The sequence below is a fragment of the Methylocapsa acidiphila B2 genome (assembly GCF_000427445.1).
GTDB classification, from domain to species: domain Bacteria; phylum Pseudomonadota; class Alphaproteobacteria; order Rhizobiales; family Beijerinckiaceae; genus Methylocapsa; species Methylocapsa acidiphila.
In genome coordinates this window covers 3,849,730-3,866,094 of sequence record NZ_KE386496.1, presented here as the reverse complement: position 1 = coordinate 3,866,094, position 16,365 = coordinate 3,849,730, and the positions used below count along the sequence as shown (strand labels likewise).

The window sequence follows — 16,365 nt, the reverse complement described above, 5'->3', positions numbered from 1 at the left end:
AGTTGACGGCCAAGTCATTTGCAATTCCTGCGATAACAACAGTTTTGCGACATGGCGCTATGGGAGGGGAGCATGCCGACGACATCCAATGAAGAATTCCAGATCGGATTGACCATGTCGGGCGCGATCTCGGCGGGCGCCTACACCGCAGGCGTGTTCGACTTCCTCATTCAAGCGCTCGACGAATGGGAAAAGGCGCGCAACGGCGACTATCGAAACGAGGGCGTGAACCCCGACGAAATCCCCAACCATAGGGTCGCGATCAAGGTCATGGCGGGCGCCTCGGCTGGAGCGATAACCGCCGCGATCGGCGCCGTAGCCCTGGCCGACGCGGACCAGGCGCCCACGCCCTTCCCGCCGTCTCCACCGGCCGGAACACAGAAAATCAAATATTACCTGCCGAAGCTCTATGAAGCCTGGGTGCTCCGGCCCACTCTCGTCTCCGAAGGCGGAGCGCGCAATGATTTCCTGACGAATACGGATCTCGCCGCGCCGCCTGCCCCGGACGATGATTTCACGCGCACAAGCGGCATTCCCATACCGCCTCCCGACTCGCCCCAACCGGTGACCTCTCTGCTCAACGCGCGGCTACTGGACGAGATCGCGAAAGCCGGGGTGGCCGTTTCGCGCTTGAGAGAAACGCCGCGCGCCTATGTCGCCGAGCCGCTGCATATCTACATGACCCTGTCGAATCTGCGCGGCGTGCCCTACAGGGTAACCTTCGAGGGCGGCGACTACCACATGATTTCGCATGGCGACCGGGTTCATTACGCGGTCAACGGCTTGGGCGACTGGCCCAGCCACAGCCCTTTCGCCGATAATGACAAGCCACGCAAGATCAACGCCGCCGACCTCGTCATCGATCAAAGCGATCCGCAAAAATCACTGAAATGGAAGGACTATGCGATCTGCGCCCTCGCCTCGGCCGCCTTTCCCGTAGGGCTCGCCCCACGCGAGATCGGCGCGATCCTCGGCGCCGACGCCGAGAAGAACGAATATGATGGACGCCGCTTTCCGCTCGACGCTTTGGTCGACGAATATGGCGTCGATCCGAATTTCACGACAGCCGAGCTGCAGGCCCCGCTGTTCTGGTTCACGACGGCGGACGGCGGGATCATCGACAATGATCCCTTTGAATACGCCCGCTTCACGCTCAAAAACGATCCCGCGGCGCCCAACAAGTCGAAACTCGAGGAGGCCGATCGCGCCGTGATCATGGTCTCGCCCTTTCCCGAGCTCAAGCCCATCAAGGCCGAGGGACAGCCGGAACTCGGCATTCTGAGCATATTTTCCGCGCTGATGCCGGCCCTGATCGATCAAGCGCGCTTCAAGCCCAGCGAGCTCATCCTCGCGGCCGATCCGACCTGCGCGAGCCGGTATTTGATCGGCCCGAGCCGCCTCATGAATGTCAATGACCCTCAAAGCGACGCGCGCTACACGATCGCAAGTGGGCTTCTCGGCGGTTTCGGCGGCTTTGTGGCCTTCGCGTTCCGAGATCACGATTACCAGCTCGGGCGCCGCAATTGCCAACGCTTCCTGCAAAAGATACTCACCGTGCCGCCGGAGCACCCGATCTACAAGGCGTGGCCGGCGGCGGCCAAAGCGAATAAGGATTTCAAGGTCGAGGCGTCAGCGGCCATGTCGGAATCCTACACGATCGTGCCACTGTTCGGGACAGCCAAGGCCGAGGTCCTCCAGCCTAAATGGCCACGCATTTCGCAGGCTCTTTTTGAAACGCTGCAGGAGCGGATCGCGCAGCGCTTCGATTATGTCGCGCCGGCGCTTCTGAGCCAGAGCGTGAAAGAACCCTTGCGCGCCCTTCTGGGGATCGCGCTGCGTCCATTCCCGCGCGGGATCGGCCTGATCCGCGACAATACGTTGAAATTCGCGCGCGCCACGATCCTCGCCGATCTCGTCCGTCGCGACCAAATCGAAGGCTGGGACTTGCCCCCAACGCCGGGCGTCGACGAGCTCGACGCCCGCCTCGTGCTGGCCCAATTGATCAGCCCCGCCTATGATCTCCGCAGCGCGCCCGGTCTCGCGCGATCGACTCTCTTAAGCGAAGAGAAGGTCGGAAGCGTGCTGAACATGGGCCAAAGCGCGGCCGCGAAAAACAAGCCTTTCGAGATCTGGCGTTCGCCCTGGTCCGACAAATCGGGCAATCCGCTCTATGCGCTTGCGAGCCGTAAGCCTAGCCCTCTCCAACAACTCTTTGGCGTCAAACACGCCGGCGCGTGGTTGGCTAAGCCCAAGGTCGACGCGCCAGGCCTCTGACCCTCCACAGCATAGAGAGACATGAATTACCATTAGTGATTTGACGAAATATAAAAATAATCATAGGTCATTAAAAGTAATAGTGCAGCGCATTTCGCAGCGGGTCGGCCCTATCGGCAGGAGAAGACCTTGACTTCAGCATTTGTTGTTTCGACCGCCGATCTACCACGCGCGAAAGTCGGCGGCGTGGACGATCCCACAGTCCGATGGTCGGGCGCATTCGCGACATATGGCGGACATGGCGCGACCCAATCCTCGACGATCGTCTATGAAATCGAGCCCGGCGGGCGGCTCGGCTGGCACACTGACGCCACTGAGGAGACGCAATATATCCTCGCCGGCGAATTGCGGATGGAAGGCGGAATTATCCATCAAGTTGCGCCGGGGAGCGTTTTTGTCATCCCGACGCCCGTGCGGCACGATCTCGCCAATACCGGCAGCGAAACATTGCGCGCCGTCGCCTTTTTCGCGGCGCCCATGTTCACCCAAAGCTTCGACAATGCGATGCTGCCGCCAAACGTCCATGTTCTCGGCACGCCAAACCGAGAGGGCTGAGGGAACATAATCCGCCGCAACGTTCCCTTTGGGACCGTTGGCGCATGGGTGGACCTTCTGCGATATTCATAAGCTCGGGCTTGAACCCGCCGATTTTGCAGTGCGGCGAAATAGGGCTTGCCGTCGCCCGAGGACAACGAAGCGCCCCAGCGCGGCTGGATAAGCGTCGAATGCTTCAAGATGCGTGCGACTTCGAAGCGATCGCACAGGGACGCACAACAAGACCCCGCAGCCGCGCCTCATCGCACGCCCCCGCTTTGCCGCAAAAAGCGCGGCCGCGACGCCGTAACCAGTCGGCCGAAAAGCGCGCGGCGGGATCCCGCCCCTTGATCTGACAACGCTCTCTCGTTATTGCGAACCATCTCGAGGCGCGGCGCCCCGCGATGCGGGACCGGAACGGTTTGAGCGCTCGCGCGCTTGGCGGGGCGCGTTCCGAGACAGAAAAGGCGGCGTCACAATAGGCACATGTGAATTCTGGAGATAGGCGCGGAGCCTGACAGCGGAGCCTCGACGGCGCCCGCGAAAGGAATGAATGTCCGCGCGAGAAAGGGTCATGTTCGACAGCGTCACGGCAACCGCCTTCGCCCGCCTGCACCTCGGATTTTTGGACATGAATGGCGGGCTTGGCCGGCGTTTCGGCAGCCTGGGGCTTGCGATCGACGGTCGAGCGACGCGGCTTTCGATCCGTCGCGCCGCGGGGCCCCGGATCGAAGGCCCCGAGGCCGCGCGCGCGTCGAGCCATCTCGCCTGTCTGAAGGACAGTCTACGGTTGGCGTCGGACTATGATCTGCAAATTCATGAAGCTATCCCCGCCCACGCGGGCCTCGGATCGGGAACCCAGCTTGCGCTGATCGTCGCCGCCTCCGTACGACGTCTCGAATGCTTGCCCTCCAACCCGGCGGAAGACGCGATCCTCTTGCAGCGCGGCGCGCGATCCGGAATCGGCGCCGGGCTTTTCGAGCGCGGAGGCTTGATCGTCGACGGAGGACGCGGCGCGCAGACGGCGACGCCCCCCGTCATCGCCCGCCTGGAGTTCCCCGAGGAATGGCGGGTGATCCTCGTCATCGATCCGCACACGGAGGGCGCTCACGGGCAGGAAGAGCGGGCGGCTTTCGCGCAGCTCGAGAATTTCGCCGCCTCGGCCGCCGGGGAGATTTGCCGCCTGGTCCTAATCAAAGCGCTTCCCGCCGTCGCCGAGGCCGATCTCGACTCCTTCGGCGACGCCGTCACGCGCATTCAGGACATTGTCGGGGATTATTTCGCACCTGCGCAAGGCGGCTCGGCTTTCGCGAGCAAAGCGGTTGGCGGGGTCATGGAGACGCTGCGCCGCCATGGCGCGAAGGGAACCGGACAATCTTCTTGGGGGCCGACGGGCTTCGCCTTCGCGCGCGACGCGGACGAAGCTCACCGACTCTGCGGACTCGTGCAAGAAAAAGTCAAAGCATCCAGTCTAGACATAGCCGTCTGCAAAGGACTTAATCACGGCGCGCTGGTGAAAGGTGAAACTTTCGCGGCGATCAAATAGGGGAATAATGCGTGGCCAAGAATATTTTACATATGCTCAGTCCATTGAAGCACATGAGCCCGTTCGATGTGAATATGGCGCTCGACGCGGGTTACGATTCCATCACGCCTTATAGTGGGGTCACGCTCGAAGACGTCACGCCTCTTGTGCAGGACGCCATGTTTTCCCGCTCTCCGAAAGACGCGGTGCGCACCGGCATTTTCATCGCCGGGAAAGACGCCGGGCTTGCTCTCGACATGATGGAGCTCGTCAAAAAGACCTTGCTGAAGCCGTTCGAAATTTCCGCTTTCGCGGATCCGGCGGGCTCCTTCACGACCGCAGCGGCTATGGTGGCCTGCGTCGAGAAGCTTCTGAAGGACAAGAAGAACGCTTCGCTCGCCAAGACCAGGGTCTTGATTTTCGGCGCGACCGGGGTGGTGGGCTACGCCTCCGCCGTCATCGCCGCCTTGGAAGGCGCCGAAGTCCGCCTCGTCGGCCATGATGGCCTCGACCGCGTCCAAGCCAAGGTCGACGACATCAAGAAGCGGTTCAACATCGAAACCAAGGCGGTCGACGGCAGCTCGGAAGACAAAAAAGTCGCGGCGCTTCAAGGAATCGACGTCGTGCTTTGCGCCGCCGCTGCGGGAAGACAAATCCTGACAAAGGAACAACTGTCTTCGACCAAATCGCTCCTCGTCTCCGCGGACGTCAATGCGGTTCCGCCGGCCGGCATCGAAGGCCTCGAGCTGCATGGCAACGGCCAGGAACTCGCTGGCGGCAGCCTCGGAATTGGGCCACTCGCCATTGGGGACATCAAATACAAGACAGAATCGGGATTGTTCCAGCGCATGGCGGCGTCGACCAAGGCGCTCAGCCTCGATTTCCGCGACGCATTCGCGCTCGCCCGTGAGCTCGTCTGAAGCCGGAGCCGCGATTCTGATCGCGGCGACGTCCGGGCGCGCTTTGGCCGCGGCGGCGCGGCGGACGGGTTATCGTCCGCTCGTCGCCGATTTTTTCGACGACGGCGACACGCGCATCTTGTCTGAAGCGAATTGCGCCGTCGCCGGCGATCTCGGATCGGGCTTTGAAAAGGCGGCTTTGATCGAGGCGCTGGAAAGTCTCGCGCGAGGCGCCTCGCCCTTGGGCCTCGTATACGGCGCCGGATTCGAGGACCGAATTGAGATCCTGGAAGAATTGGCGCGGCGATGGACGATCTTCGGAAATGCGCCCGAGGTCGTGCGCCGCGTGAAAGATCCGTTCGAATTAGCGGCGCTTTGCCGCTCGCTCGGGGTCCGGCATCCCGAGATCAGCCTCGACATGCCGCACCGCCCGCGAAACTGGCTTGTCAAAACCATTGGCGGAGCGGGCGGCAGCCATGTCGCGCCGGCCGGGGCTCAGCGGGCGGAGAGCGAAAATGTCTATTATCAGCGCGTCGCTTCGGGTGAGCCGATCTCGTTTCTCTTTGTCGCCGACGGCGCCGACGCACAAGCGATAGGCGCAAGCCGCCAATGGACCGCGCCGACCGGGGACGAGCCCTTCCGCTTCGGCGGAAGCCTCCGCCCAGCAGAGTGCGGTCCGCGTTTGGAGGCCCGTCTGGCGGAAATCGCGACGGCCATCGCCCGGCAATGCAAGCTTCGTGGCCTCAACGGCATTGATTTTCTCGTCGACGGAGATGAAATCGTCCTGATCGAGATCAACCCGCGACCGGGCGCGACGCTCGACATATTCGAGGATCGCGAAGGGTCGCTCTTCCAAGCGCATATCGACGGTTGCCTCGGCCGACTTCCGGAGCGTCCACTGGAGTTCGAAGGCGCCGCCGCCGCGGCGATCGCCTATGCGCGCCGCCCGATCCCCTGCATGCCGACGCTCGATTGGCCGGACTGGGCCGCCGATCGGCAAAAGCCGCGCAGCGCATTGAATTTGGACGATCCGCTTTGCACAGTGAAGGCGCATGCCGCCCTGCCGGGAGACGCGCGCAAGCTGATCGCGGAGCGGACCGCCTTCATCCTCGACAACCTAGAACACATTGGAAATGGAGCGGCATCTTGAGCACCATCGGACCTAGCATCAATACATTGACCGGGCACGCGGTCGATCGCCTCATCGCCGACGCGGCCAAATTGCGGATCGCCGTCTCAAAGGGCGAAAGAGGCGAAACCATCATCGACGCGGGGCAGTCCGTTCCGGGCGGCATTGAAGCTGGCTTGCGCCTCGCCGAGATTTGCCTCGGCGGGCTCGGCGCAGTCGAACTCGCGCCCAACGGCCCGAACCCGAAATGGCCGTTCCAGATTTTCGTCCACTCCACCGATCCCGTGATCGCCTGCCTCGCCAGCCAATATGCCGGCTGGGCCCTTTCGCATGGCGAGGGCAAGACTGCATTTTTCGCCCTTGGTTCGGGCCCCGGACGCGCGCTCGCCCGCAAGGAGCCGCTCTTCGCCGAGCTAGACTATCATGACCATTCCGAACGGGCGACGTTGGTGCTCGAATCGAGCAAGGCGCCGCCGCCCGAGATCGTCGACAAGGTCGCCCGCGATTGCGGCGTCAAGACCGAAGACCTCACCTTCATCTTCGCCCCAACCCAGAGCCTCGCCGGCAGCGTTCAAGTCGTCGCCCGGGTTCTCGAGGTGGCCATGCACAAGGCGCATGAAGCGAAATTTCCGCTCGAGCGCATCGTCGACGGCCTGGCCTCGGCGCCGCTTTCGCCGCCGCATCCGGATTTCATCCAGGCGATGGGGCGCACCAATGACGCGATCATCTATGGCGGCCAAGCGCATCTCTTCGTGAAGGGTCCGGCGGCCGACGCGAAGGCTCTCGCCGAGGCCTTGCCGAGCGCGGGATCGCGCGACTACGGCCGCCCCTTCGCGGAAGTGTTCAAGGCCTATAAAGGCGATTTCTACAAGATCGATCCCGCCCTGTTCAGCCCGGCCCGCGCCATCGTGACCGCCGTCGAGACAGGAGAAACTTTCCACGCGGGCGCGCTCGACCAAGCTTTGCTCGATGCCTCTTTCGGCTAGAATCGGCGCGCCGGCGCATGTTGCGCGCCGGCTAAAAATCGCCGTCGCCGTCGATCTGTATGATTGGCACGCCAGGGATCTCGCGGCGGCCTTCGCCCGCGCGGGGGCGATCGCCGCGCCGATCCGCCTGTCTCAGTGCGGATTCGACACGCGGCGGCCCGGCGGGCTGGTCATTCCCGGCTTTGGCGCGGAATTGCCGGACGCCGTCTTCGTGCGCGCGATCGGGTCCGGCACTTTTGAAAGCGTGACGCTGCGCCTTGGCGTCTTGCATAGCCTCGCCGATGTCGGGGTGCCGGTCGTCAATTCGGCGCGGGCGATCGAGCTCTGCGTCGACAAGGCGGCGACGAGCTTCGCATTGGCGCGGCGGGGCATTCCGACGCCGCCCACCTGGACGGTGCAGTCGGAGCAGGCTGCACAGCAGATCGTGCGGCGCGAGGCGGGACGCGGGCCGCTGGTCCTGAAGCCCTTGTTCGGCGCGCAGGGATTTGGATTAAAGCTGATCCGCCGCGTGGAAGATCTTCCTCCCTTCGAAGCAGTCGAAGGTGTTTATTATCTTCAGCGCTTCATCGCCGGAGGCTGCGACACCTTTCGCGACATCAGGCTCTTCGTCTCTCATGGCGAGGTCATCGCGGCCATGACGCGTCACGCCAAGCAATGGATCACCAATGTCAAGCTCGGCGCGCGGCCGGAACCGTTCGAGCCCGACGCCGCGATGATCGACCTGGCGCTCCGCGCTTCTGCCGCGGTCGCCGCTGAATTCGCCGGCGTCGACATCATCACGGACGCCGCCGGCGCAGCCTATGTGCTCGAGGTCAACAGCATGCCGGGATGGCGGGGCTTGCAAAAAGTCACCCCCTTCTCGGTCGCCGATCGGCTGGCCGGAGATCTCCTCGCGCGCATCGGATTCTACGGATCGGAGGCGACCAAGTGAAGAAGAGCGCGACAGCGTTGTGACGGAGATCGCGGAAGCCTTCATCGCCTCTTGCCGCGATGAAATCGAGGCGCCGAAGCCTGGCAATGTCCATATTTTCGCCGCCGGCCACGGCATGACCGCGCAGGAATTCCTGCGCAGCGCGGAGGTTTCGGCGCCGGCGATCAGCGACCCCTCCGCTTCCGTCGGCCAGCGCATCCTCGGCGCCATCGAGGCGACCTGGGCAAGCGTGGGGACGAACACCAATCTCGGCATCGTCCTTCTTTGCGCGCCGCTGGCGAAGGCCGCGCAGGCCGGGGGCGCGTTGCGGCCCGCCTTGAAGAGCGTCCTTGCCGAATTGACCCGAGCGGACGCCGCCGCCGCCTTTCGCGCCATTCTTCGCGCCTCTCCGGCGGGCCTCGGCGACGCGCCGCGCCACGACGTTCGCGACGCGCCCGACGTCACGCTTCTGGAAGCGATGCAGGCGGCTGCCGATCGAGACCGCATCGCATTTCAATATGCTTCAAACTTCATCGATGTGTTCGAGACCGGCCTCAGCGCTCTCGCCGCCGCGCGCGGTCGCGGCTGGAAAGAGCCATGGCCGACGGTCGAGGTCTATCTCGCTTTTCTCGCCGGCTTCCCCGATAGCCATATCGCGAGAAAGAAAGGCCCGGAGATCGCCGCCGCCGTCCAAAGCGAGGCGAAAGATCTTCGCAATCGCTTTGTCGGATTTTCGAACCCGTCGGACGCGCTCCCCGAGCTTTTGAGCTTCGATCAACGGCTCAAGACCGCCAGGTTAAACCCCGGCACCTCCGCCGACCTTACCGTCGCGACTGTTTTCGCCGATCGACTCGCCCGTATCTTGATCTATCGACCTAATGATGGTTGACTGCGCCGCAGCGGAACGCCTCCGCCGCTATCTGGCCAACCCGCCTGGCGCAATGCCGGGCGTTGACAACAAGGATATTCATCGGCATTTGTCGAGCCGCCGCCACCGCAGTTTGAACATCGCTGCAGTTTGAAATGGAAACCCAAGGGGGATTACAAGCATGGCCAAGATAAACAGGCTCCTCGTCGGCGAATCGCTCGTAGGCGAAGGCAATGAGGTCGCCCATATCGACCTGCTGATTGGGCCGCGCGGCAGCGCCGCCGAGACCGCTTTCGCCAACGCGCTCACCAATAACAAAGACGGCTTCACCACGCTGCTCGCCGTGATCGCCCCGAACGTCCTCGTCAAGCCGGCGACGATCCTGTTCAACAAGGTGACGATCAAGAACGCCAAGCAGGCCGTTCAGATGTTCGGACCGGCTCAGCATGGCGTCGCCAAGGCCGTTGCGGACAGCGTCGCCGACGGCGTCATCCCGATCAAGGAAGCTGACAACCTCTTCATTTCGGTCGGCGTCTTCATCCATTGGGAAGCCAACGACGACAAGAAGATCCAAGACTACAACTATCAGGCGACCAAGGAAGCCATTGCTCGCGCCGTCAACGGCGAGCCGACCCCGGCCCATGTCGTCGCGCAGCGCAACATCGCCAAGCATCCTTTCGCGCCGAATTGAGCGCCTGAAGGACGTAGAATTCAGAAGGGGGCTTAGGCCCCCTTCTTATTTTGTGGGTCATCACGCGCTTGTGACGAGGGCGGCAAGATCGTCTCTCGTCAAAGCGCCGTCGTGCAGCGCGGAAGCGACGAGAACTCCGCTAACCCCGGCCTCCGACAGAGTCGCAAGATCGGAAGGCCCGCGGAGGCCCCCCGCGGCAAAGACTGCGGAATGGTTTGCTAGGCCGACAACCGCCCGGATCCGCTCCATGTCGGGCCCCGATGTCGCCCCGACGCGCGAGAGCGTCATTGCGATGACCCGCTTCGGCCAGAGTTCCGGCGCGGCGTAGAGCCCCTCCGGCCCCAGAAAGATCTCGCCCCGAAAATCGAGCGACAGAAGGACGCGGTCCTCGCCGCGAAGCGCCTTCAGGACCGAGAGATCTCCTAAATTCTCGCTTCCCAAAACCAGATGCGCGCGCCGCTGGCGGGCGAGCCATGAACGCGCCTGCTCCGCGTCGCGAACGCCGGCGTCGACCCAAAAGGCGACGCCCGGAAAAGCCTCGCATAATTCGAGCAAGCTTTCTTCATGGCTTCCGCGCGCCTCGATCGCGTCCAGATCGGCCGCGTACACGATGGGAAAAGGAAAAACACTCAAAAGCCCCGCGACGACGTCCCGCGGAGCGCTTGTCGGCGCAAGAGCTGTGACGATCGGCGCATAGGCCTCCCTTTGGCCGAAGCGGGCGCGGACCACCACGCCATTTTTGAGGTCGATCACGGGAATGACGTGCATGAAGTCTACAAGCCTCGATGGGCGACAAAAGACCAATGGCTGCGATGCGCGCCGCCCTGCGAGAAAGCGCGTTTGGAGAGCTCGCGGCTAGAATCGAAGCCGCGATTTCAAGCTCGTTTGAGTCTATATCGAGCGTCTCAAATCGAACTCGGCGCAAAATGCGCCCGGGATGATCGCTATGGAAACTATCATCGGCTGGGACATCGGCGGTGCGCATCTCAAAGCCGCGCGCGTCGAAAATGGTATTGTCGCCGCCGCCGTTCAAATCGCCTGCCCGCTTTGGCTCGGCCTCGCGGAACTCGATCGCGCCTTCGGCGAAGCCCTGGCGGACATCGGCGCGGCTCCCCTCAATGCGGTCACCATGACCGGCGAATTATGCGACGCCTTCGCAACGCGCGAGGACGGCGTCGAGGGGGTCGCAAAAATCGCCGCGCGAATACTCACCCCGGGCCGGACATGGTTTTACGCCGGTCGATCGGGCTTTGTCGATGGCGGCGGCGTGGAGGCGCATGCGCGCGACATCGCCTCCGCCAATTGGCACGCGAGCGCGACCCTGGCCGGTCTGCGGATGCGGGAAGCGCTTTTCGTCGACATAGGCTCCACCACGACCGATATTATTCCCATCGCGGAAGGACGAGCAGCGGCGCTAGGCTATAGCGACGCCCAGCGCCTCACGCATGGGGAACTGGTCTATACCGGCCTTGTCCGAACCTTCCTCATGGCTGGACCCAAGCGCGTCCCGTTTGGAGGGCAATGGACTCCCTTGATGAACGAATGGTTCGCGACGACGGCCGACGTCTACCGCATTCTGGGCGAATTGCCGGAGGAGGCCGACATGACGGATTCGGCCGACGGGCGCGAGAAGACGAAGCCTGCGTCGCGCGCTAGGCTCGCGCGCATGATCGGACGCGACGCCAGCGAGGCCGACGACGACGCTTGGGACAGGCTCGCGCGTATTTTCGCCGAAGCGCAATTGCGCGAGATTATGGACGCTGCGGAGCTCATCTTATCGCGCGGACTCGTCGGCTGTGACGCGCCCGTGGTCGGCGCCGGCGTCGGACGCGGACTCGTCAAGAAACTCGCGGCGCGGCTCGACCGGCCGTTCATCGCTTTCGACGATTTGATCGAGGCCGCGCCCGAGACGCGGAGCAAGGCCTGCGACTGCGCGCCGGCGTCAGCTGTGGCCTTGATCGCGGCGGATTATTTCGATGCGTAAAAGGCGTCGCGCTTTTGCATGAGCCATGACCAAGCCTCGCGCTCCGCGGCGCCCGCCGTCTTCTCGATCGCAATGGAGAGATAGGCGATCTCCTGGTCGATCTTCTCCCGCGGCAGCATATGCAAGCGACTGATGAGAATGGCGCCTTCCAGCACGGCGTTCCTCGCGCGATTGAAGCCCTCGAATGGCGCATGTTGCTCGCGATGCAGAACCTCGCAATGGAACCTCGGTCGCTCGGCATGCTTCTCGATGCGCGCGACGGCGAGTTCCGCATGGGCCAGCGCGCAAGCCAGACGCGGCGCGGGCGATTGGCGCGCCGGAACAAGCGGCCAGTCACGTCGGCCGGTGACGAGGCCAGCGAAAACGCGCGCATCGTCGATATAATTGGCGACGGCAAAAGGAACGCGGGCGAGATTGTCGAGCGTCGTCGACGGACGGAACGGCGCGATGATCCATCCGTCTCCCGCCTCGATCAGGCCAAGCGGCGCCAGATGAGCCTCGCCAGCGGGATCGATGGTCGTGACGATGACTTCACGGATCATCGGCACGTCGGCTTCTCCTCCCGTAAGGCGCGCGCCGTTGCGCAGGTCATATCAAGCCTTCGCGCGCAATGTATGCCCGGCCTCCCGCAGTCGGTTCTTGTCTTCCTCCGGCCTGTCAGCCCCGCAGCCCCAGTCGAGCGGATCGTCCTGCGCATAGCGCTTGCCGAGCGAAAAGGCGGTCTCGGCCTTGGCGAGTTCCGCACCCAAATAGAAGGCATGCGCCCCATCGGCCTCGACGCCCAATTTCGGAAAGAGCGAGAAGGCGTCGCGCGCGACGTGATGCCCAGCGCGGTTGAAGACATGAATGCCGTCCTCGGCCGTCGCGATGCGGAAATTCGCGTCGCGCACTTCCGCAGCGGTCTCTGCGATCTCCCGGCTCGTGGACGGATAGGGCGCGCGGTCATGAAGTTGCAGCAAGCCCGCGCCATAGCCCTTTGGCAAAGCATTGTCGGCTGCGGCGGCGAACATGAGGCGCCGCGCGGCGTCGTGCTCCTCGATCGTCCTTCGCGTATGGGGGCTGACCTGGACGGTGAGCACATTCCTGATCCCGAGTTCCGAGCAGAGCCCCAGCAGGATCGCGGTGACCCCGCCTGAATCCGCCTCGGTCAATTCGGTGAGATTGCCTGTCCCCATCATCATCTCGACATGCGGAAGACGCCGCCTCGTTTCCATATAGCGTGCGAGAGAGGCAGCGAGCCCGAAATGAATTGGGTCCAAGATCGGATCGACGATGAAGGAAAGCCCGCGCCGCTCCGCTTCCTTCGCGGCGCGAACCAAAGAATCGACGTCGCCATGTGGCGCGGGCACGAGGATCGGCGTCGCTTGCGAGCCCTGGGCGATGTCGAGCGAGCCTTCGTCGAGGCTCAGGAGGAAATCGGCGCCGGCGCCGCCCCCCCGCGCCAGTTCAGAGCGATCGGCGGAATCGACGCTGACCCGATGCCCGGCGGCCTTCAAGGCGCGCACGCAATCTTCGAGATGCGGAAAGGCGGTGTCGGGAAGGCCGCCGATGTCGATGACGTCGGCCCCCGCCCGCCGCATGGCCTCGGCGCGGACGAGCAAGGCCTCGATGGACAGCATCGGCGCATCGACGATTTCAGAAAAGATCCGAATGTCGTAGCGCGACAGATCCGGCGCCTCCCCGCCGCGGCCGAGAAAAGCTGGGAGATCGCTCAATTCGTCCGGGCCGCGCACGACCGGCGCGCCGAGCGCGGCGGAAAGACGTGCGAGGTCGGCGCGGCAGCGGCCAGGCAAGATGATCCGGTCCGCAGAAATGGGGCGCGGCAGCCGCCCCATGATGATCGCTTCGGTCATCAAGGCCGCCACTTTCACGCCAATGTCGCGGATTTCCCAGCTGAAGCTCGTCTCTCCCATGGACCGCAGCAGCCGTTCGAGGCGGGGATAGGCGAGACGCCCGGTCAGGAAGAGGAGACGCTCGCTCATTTCACCGGCAATTCGCTCCGGCGGCGCGCGATAAATTCCTTGAGGTCGCTCAAGCTCTCGGCCACCTTCGTCGCTTCGAAGCTTTTCAGCTTCTCGAAATTTTCGAGATCGATCCGGCGCGGAAAGACTTTCACCATTCCATCGGGCGCCCGCGTTTCGAGTTCCGGCGCGGTGTCGCAGGCAAAGACAATCGATGGGACGCGGCATTTGCCGGCCTGGGCGAAGACATTGCTCGCGAGATTGTCCGAGATGCCATAGACGAATTTGGCGACGCTGTTCGACGTCGCCGGCGCGACGATCAGCGTGTGATAGACGCCGTGATAAAAATAGCCGACCTGGGGCGAGCTCGCGGCCTTGTCGCTGAAGACACGGGCGGTCTTGGGCAGGTCGAGCTTCTGCTTATACATGCGCAGCACTTCCGCCGCCGCTTTGCTGACGAAAAGGTCGACATGCTCGAGCTCGCGCGCGAGCTCGATGCATTCGTTGAAGAAATGGCCCGAGCCGGTGAGCGCCCATCCCCAGCGCGGGGTGACGACTTTGCTCATGTCCGCACCAAATTCGAATCTCCGACAGTTTCAAGACAAAGAGACGTTCGCGCCGGGCATTCCGCCGTTGCGCAACGTTTCCACCGCTCCTGCGAGCGACGCAGGGCCCGCGAGCCAAACTTCGGCGCGGCTTCGCGCGGCGAAGCGCGGAAACAGCGGATCGACGATTTGATCCTCGGCGAGCTCGCGCGCAGAGAGCGGCGGCGTCAGATCGCAGGATTTGATGAGGAGGAGGCGGTCCGCCCCGCAGGTCTCCGCGAGCCAGGCCGCAAGCGAATCCGAGCTCATCTCCCAAGTCGACGGCAAAGTCGGATCGGCGAGCGCCATTTGCGACGGAAGCCAAATCGGGATCTTCCCGACCTTCAAGGCTGTCTCGAACTCGGGGCGCGAGCCAGCCAGAACAAAAGCGTCCGAATGGGCGCCGAGAGCGATGGCGAATTGCTCCATGGCGAGAAGCGCCATGCGGTGCGCCGAGGCGTCGTCAAAGCCTATCGCATTTTGCGCATTGCGCACGCCATCGGCGAAAAGGCCGCCGCCTGGCACGAGAACAAGAGGGCCGCCCCACGCGGCCAAGGCCGCGAGCCATGCCGCACGGTATGGCGATTTCAACAGGCTGCCGCCGAATTTGACGACGGTGAGGCTCAATGGCTCCTCGTGTTTCCGGCGCCGCCGCCGAGGCTCGGGAAAAGCTGGTCCACAGCGCCCGATTCCATCGCCCGCTCGCGCTTGATCTCAACGCCCACCATGCCGCAAATGACGTCGAGCTTCTCGATGCGCACGCAAACGCGGACGACCTGCGGATGGCCGAGGACGGAATCGGCGAGGTCGCGCGCCAAAGTCTCGATCAATTCCACATGCCCGCGCCCAAGGAGGATCTTGATGGCGTCGACCACGAGATCATAGGAAAAAATGTCGCGCATGTCGTCGGAGTGCCGCTGCGCGCGCTTGACGTCGACATCGATGTTGAAGCGCACATTCTGCTTCACGCCGCGCTCGAAATCATAAGCGCCGATCGAGCAAGGCATGATGAGATCATGCACGAAGACCCGGTCCGTCTCGATCGCGCGCTCGACCGGCGCGGCCTGACCGCGCGCCATGAGGAGACGCCAATCGACGCTCGCCTCGCCGGAGACGGTCCCGCCATCCCCTCGCCTTGGAATAAGGTCCCTGATCATGCTCACCGATGCGGCGTCGATCGACGCGCCGCGCAGGCGGCCATGGCACAAGGCGCCGCGAAAGCCGAGATAGTTCGGTTGAAGAGGTAGAAGACGCGGCACGTCGGGCGCTTCGAGCGAGCCGGCGAGGCCCGAGATCAGCCCGACCTCTCGGCATTGATCGACGAATTCGACGAGCGCCGCCACGTCCATGTAATCGAGCAGGCGACCAAGTCCCTTGGTCGCCGTGTCGAGCATGGCGCCGGCGAAGCCCTGCCCGGCCATGAGACGCAAGGCGTCGAGGTCCGGCTCCCGATCCGCGAACAGAACGCCAATAAGCTTGACCTCTTTCGCCAGACCGCCCAGCGCGCGAATGCAATCCGCGCCCGAGGTCCCCGAGGCAAAACCGAGCTTGACATAGTCGACGCCCGTCGAGGCCATCCGCGCGACCGCGTCGACCGCGGCCTGCGCCGAGGCGAAGGAATCGCCCGCGGTCGCGCTCACCAATCTGCGTTTCGCGGCGGCCCGCACGACTTCGGCCACAATAGAAGTGTCGAGCGCGCCGAGCGCGCCTTTCGCCGGGTCCTTGAGGTCGACAATATCGGCGCCGCCCTCCCAGACAGCGTCGGCTTCGAGAGAGTTCGCCACGCTCGCGAGCATTAATGTCATTCTAGCGCTTCCCCGGACATCGTTAAAAACTTCACGCGCGCCCGTCCGATCGACCGCGAGCATTCAACATCGCCGCACGGACCCGTCAGCCCTCCAAGCGCCTCGAGACCACAGGGCGCTGGGTAGAGGCGCAGGCCGCACGGAGCAGGCTGTGGAATGATCGACTTGACGCGAGCGCGCGACGCGCTTGGCGCTCTCATGCCGAGCCCGAGCGA

Annotated in this window: 16 protein-coding genes; 10 read left to right on the top strand and 6 right to left on the bottom strand. The window is 63.6% G+C overall.

The window, feature by feature from the left end; translation table 11 throughout:
- Positions 1-72 precede the first annotated feature (72 nt).
- The 9 genes from METAC_RS24860 to fae all read left to right on the top strand — a co-directional run bounded on the left by METAC_RS24860 (position 73) and on the right by fae (position 9,816).
- Positions 73-2,274 (top strand): patatin-like phospholipase family protein, encoded by a 2,202-nt coding sequence (locus tag METAC_RS24860; protein ID WP_198017260.1) that lies wholly within the window; start codon positions 73-75, stop codon positions 2,272-2,274.
- A 129-nt stretch (positions 2,275-2,403) separates the two neighbouring features.
- Positions 2,404-2,829, top strand: coding sequence for a cupin domain-containing protein (locus METAC_RS0121275; protein WP_026608570.1), 426 nt, complete (start codon positions 2,404-2,406; stop codon positions 2,827-2,829).
- A gap of 532 nt (positions 2,830-3,361) precedes the next feature.
- Positions 3,362-4,354 (top strand): beta-ribofuranosylaminobenzene 5'-phosphate synthase family protein, encoded by a 993-nt coding sequence (locus METAC_RS0121270; RefSeq protein ID WP_342446956.1) that lies wholly within the window; start codon positions 3,362-3,364, stop codon positions 4,352-4,354.
- Between the two features lie 53 nt (positions 4,355-4,407).
- On the top strand, positions 4,408-5,253 hold the full coding sequence (locus METAC_RS0121265) for an NAD(P)-dependent methylenetetrahydromethanopterin dehydrogenase (RefSeq protein WP_280643019.1): 846 nt from the start codon (positions 4,408-4,410) through the stop codon (positions 5,251-5,253).
- Entirely contained in the window at positions 5,240-6,382 is a 1,143-nt protein-coding gene (locus METAC_RS24855; protein ID WP_156898305.1) for an ATP-grasp domain-containing protein, read from the top strand. Before METAC_RS0121265 ends, METAC_RS24855 begins: the two co-directional genes overlap by 14 nt.
- Positions 6,379-7,347, top strand: coding sequence for a methenyltetrahydromethanopterin cyclohydrolase (gene mch / locus METAC_RS0121255; protein ID WP_245257536.1), 969 nt, complete (start codon positions 6,379-6,381; stop codon positions 7,345-7,347). The genes METAC_RS24855 and mch overlap by 4 nt, the downstream gene beginning before the upstream one ends.
- Complete coding sequence (locus tag METAC_RS0121250) at positions 7,331-8,278, top strand: RimK family alpha-L-glutamate ligase (RefSeq protein WP_051335749.1); 948 nt, start codon at positions 7,331-7,333, stop codon at positions 8,276-8,278. The genes mch and METAC_RS0121250 overlap by 17 nt, the downstream gene beginning before the upstream one ends.
- Positions 8,279-8,297: 19 nt before the next feature.
- On the top strand, positions 8,298-9,146 hold the full coding sequence (locus METAC_RS0121245) for a triphosphoribosyl-dephospho-CoA synthase (RefSeq protein WP_026608565.1): 849 nt from the start codon (positions 8,298-8,300) through the stop codon (positions 9,144-9,146).
- A 160-nt stretch (positions 9,147-9,306) separates the two neighbouring features.
- A complete protein-coding gene (gene fae, locus METAC_RS0121240) occupies positions 9,307-9,816 on the top strand; it encodes a formaldehyde-activating enzyme (protein ID WP_026608564.1) in 510 nt (169 codons plus the stop codon).
- Between the two features lie 60 nt (positions 9,817-9,876).
- On the opposite strand, the gene METAC_RS0121235 is transcribed toward fae, so the two are convergent.
- On the bottom strand, positions 9,877-10,584 hold the full coding sequence (locus tag METAC_RS0121235) for a HisA/HisF-related TIM barrel protein (protein ID WP_026608563.1): 708 nt from the start codon (positions 10,582-10,584) through the stop codon (positions 9,877-9,879).
- Between the two features lie 178 nt (positions 10,585-10,762).
- Here METAC_RS0121235 and METAC_RS0121230 point away from each other — a divergent pair, with 178 nt between their 5' ends.
- On the top strand, positions 10,763-11,800 hold the full coding sequence (locus tag METAC_RS0121230; RefSeq protein WP_026608562.1) for a hydantoinase/oxoprolinase family protein: 1,038 nt from the start codon (positions 10,763-10,765) through the stop codon (positions 11,798-11,800).
- Here METAC_RS0121230 and METAC_RS0121225 read toward each other — a convergent pair.
- The 5 genes from METAC_RS0121225 to METAC_RS24850 are packed head-to-tail and all read right to left on the bottom strand — an operon-like array spanning position 11,785 to position 16,150.
- Complete coding sequence (locus METAC_RS0121225; protein WP_026608561.1) at positions 11,785-12,348, bottom strand: DUF447 domain-containing protein; 564 nt, start codon at positions 12,346-12,348, stop codon at positions 11,785-11,787. The two genes, METAC_RS0121230 and METAC_RS0121225, sit on opposite strands and share 16 nt — an antisense overlap.
- A 45-nt stretch (positions 12,349-12,393) precedes the next feature.
- Positions 12,394-13,782, bottom strand: a complete 1,389-nt coding sequence (locus METAC_RS0121220; protein ID WP_026608560.1) for a DUF6513 domain-containing protein — start codon at positions 13,780-13,782, stop codon at positions 12,394-12,396.
- Positions 13,779-14,327, bottom strand: coding sequence for a flavoprotein (locus tag METAC_RS0121215; protein ID WP_026608559.1), 549 nt, complete (start codon positions 14,325-14,327; stop codon positions 13,779-13,781). The genes METAC_RS0121220 and METAC_RS0121215 overlap by 4 nt, the downstream gene beginning before the upstream one ends.
- A 30-nt stretch (positions 14,328-14,357) precedes the next feature.
- Entirely contained in the window at positions 14,358-14,972 is a 615-nt protein-coding gene (locus METAC_RS0121210; protein WP_026608558.1) for an amino acid kinase family protein, read from the bottom strand.
- Positions 14,969-16,150 (bottom strand): (5-formylfuran-3-yl)methyl phosphate synthase, encoded by a 1,182-nt coding sequence (locus tag METAC_RS24850; RefSeq protein WP_051335899.1) that lies wholly within the window; start codon positions 16,148-16,150, stop codon positions 14,969-14,971. The genes METAC_RS0121210 and METAC_RS24850 overlap by 4 nt, the downstream gene beginning before the upstream one ends.
- Positions 16,151-16,365 lie beyond the last annotated feature (215 nt).

Excerpts from the sequence above, each read along its gene's own strand:
- METAC_RS24860 (WP_198017260.1), top strand. The coding sequence starts at position 73 with ATGCCGACGACATCCAATGAAGAATTCCAGATCGGATTGACCATGTCG.
- METAC_RS0121270 (WP_342446956.1), top strand. The coding sequence starts at position 3,362 with ATGTCCGCGCGAGAAAGGGTCATGTTCGACAGCGTCACGGCAACCGCC.
- METAC_RS0121265 (WP_280643019.1), top strand. The coding sequence starts at position 4,408 with ATGAGCCCGTTCGATGTGAATATGGCGCTCGACGCGGGTTACGATTCC.
- METAC_RS0121250 (WP_051335749.1), top strand. The coding sequence starts at position 7,331 with ATGCCTCTTTCGGCTAGAATCGGCGCGCCGGCGCATGTTGCGCGCCGG.
- fae (WP_026608564.1), top strand. The coding sequence starts at position 9,307 with ATGGCCAAGATAAACAGGCTCCTCGTCGGCGAATCGCTCGTAGGCGAA.
- METAC_RS0121235 (WP_026608563.1), bottom strand. The coding sequence starts at position 10,584 with ATGCACGTCATTCCCGTGATCGACCTCAAAAATGGCGTGGTGGTCCGC.
- METAC_RS0121230 (WP_026608562.1), top strand. The coding sequence starts at position 10,763 with ATGGAAACTATCATCGGCTGGGACATCGGCGGTGCGCATCTCAAAGCC.
- METAC_RS0121220 (WP_026608560.1), bottom strand. The coding sequence starts at position 13,782 with ATGAGCGAGCGTCTCCTCTTCCTGACCGGGCGTCTCGCCTATCCCCGC.
- METAC_RS0121215 (WP_026608559.1), bottom strand. The coding sequence starts at position 14,327 with ATGAGCAAAGTCGTCACCCCGCGCTGGGGATGGGCGCTCACCGGCTCG.
- METAC_RS24850 (WP_051335899.1), bottom strand. The coding sequence starts at position 16,150 with ATGACATTAATGCTCGCGAGCGTGGCGAACTCTCTCGAAGCCGACGCT.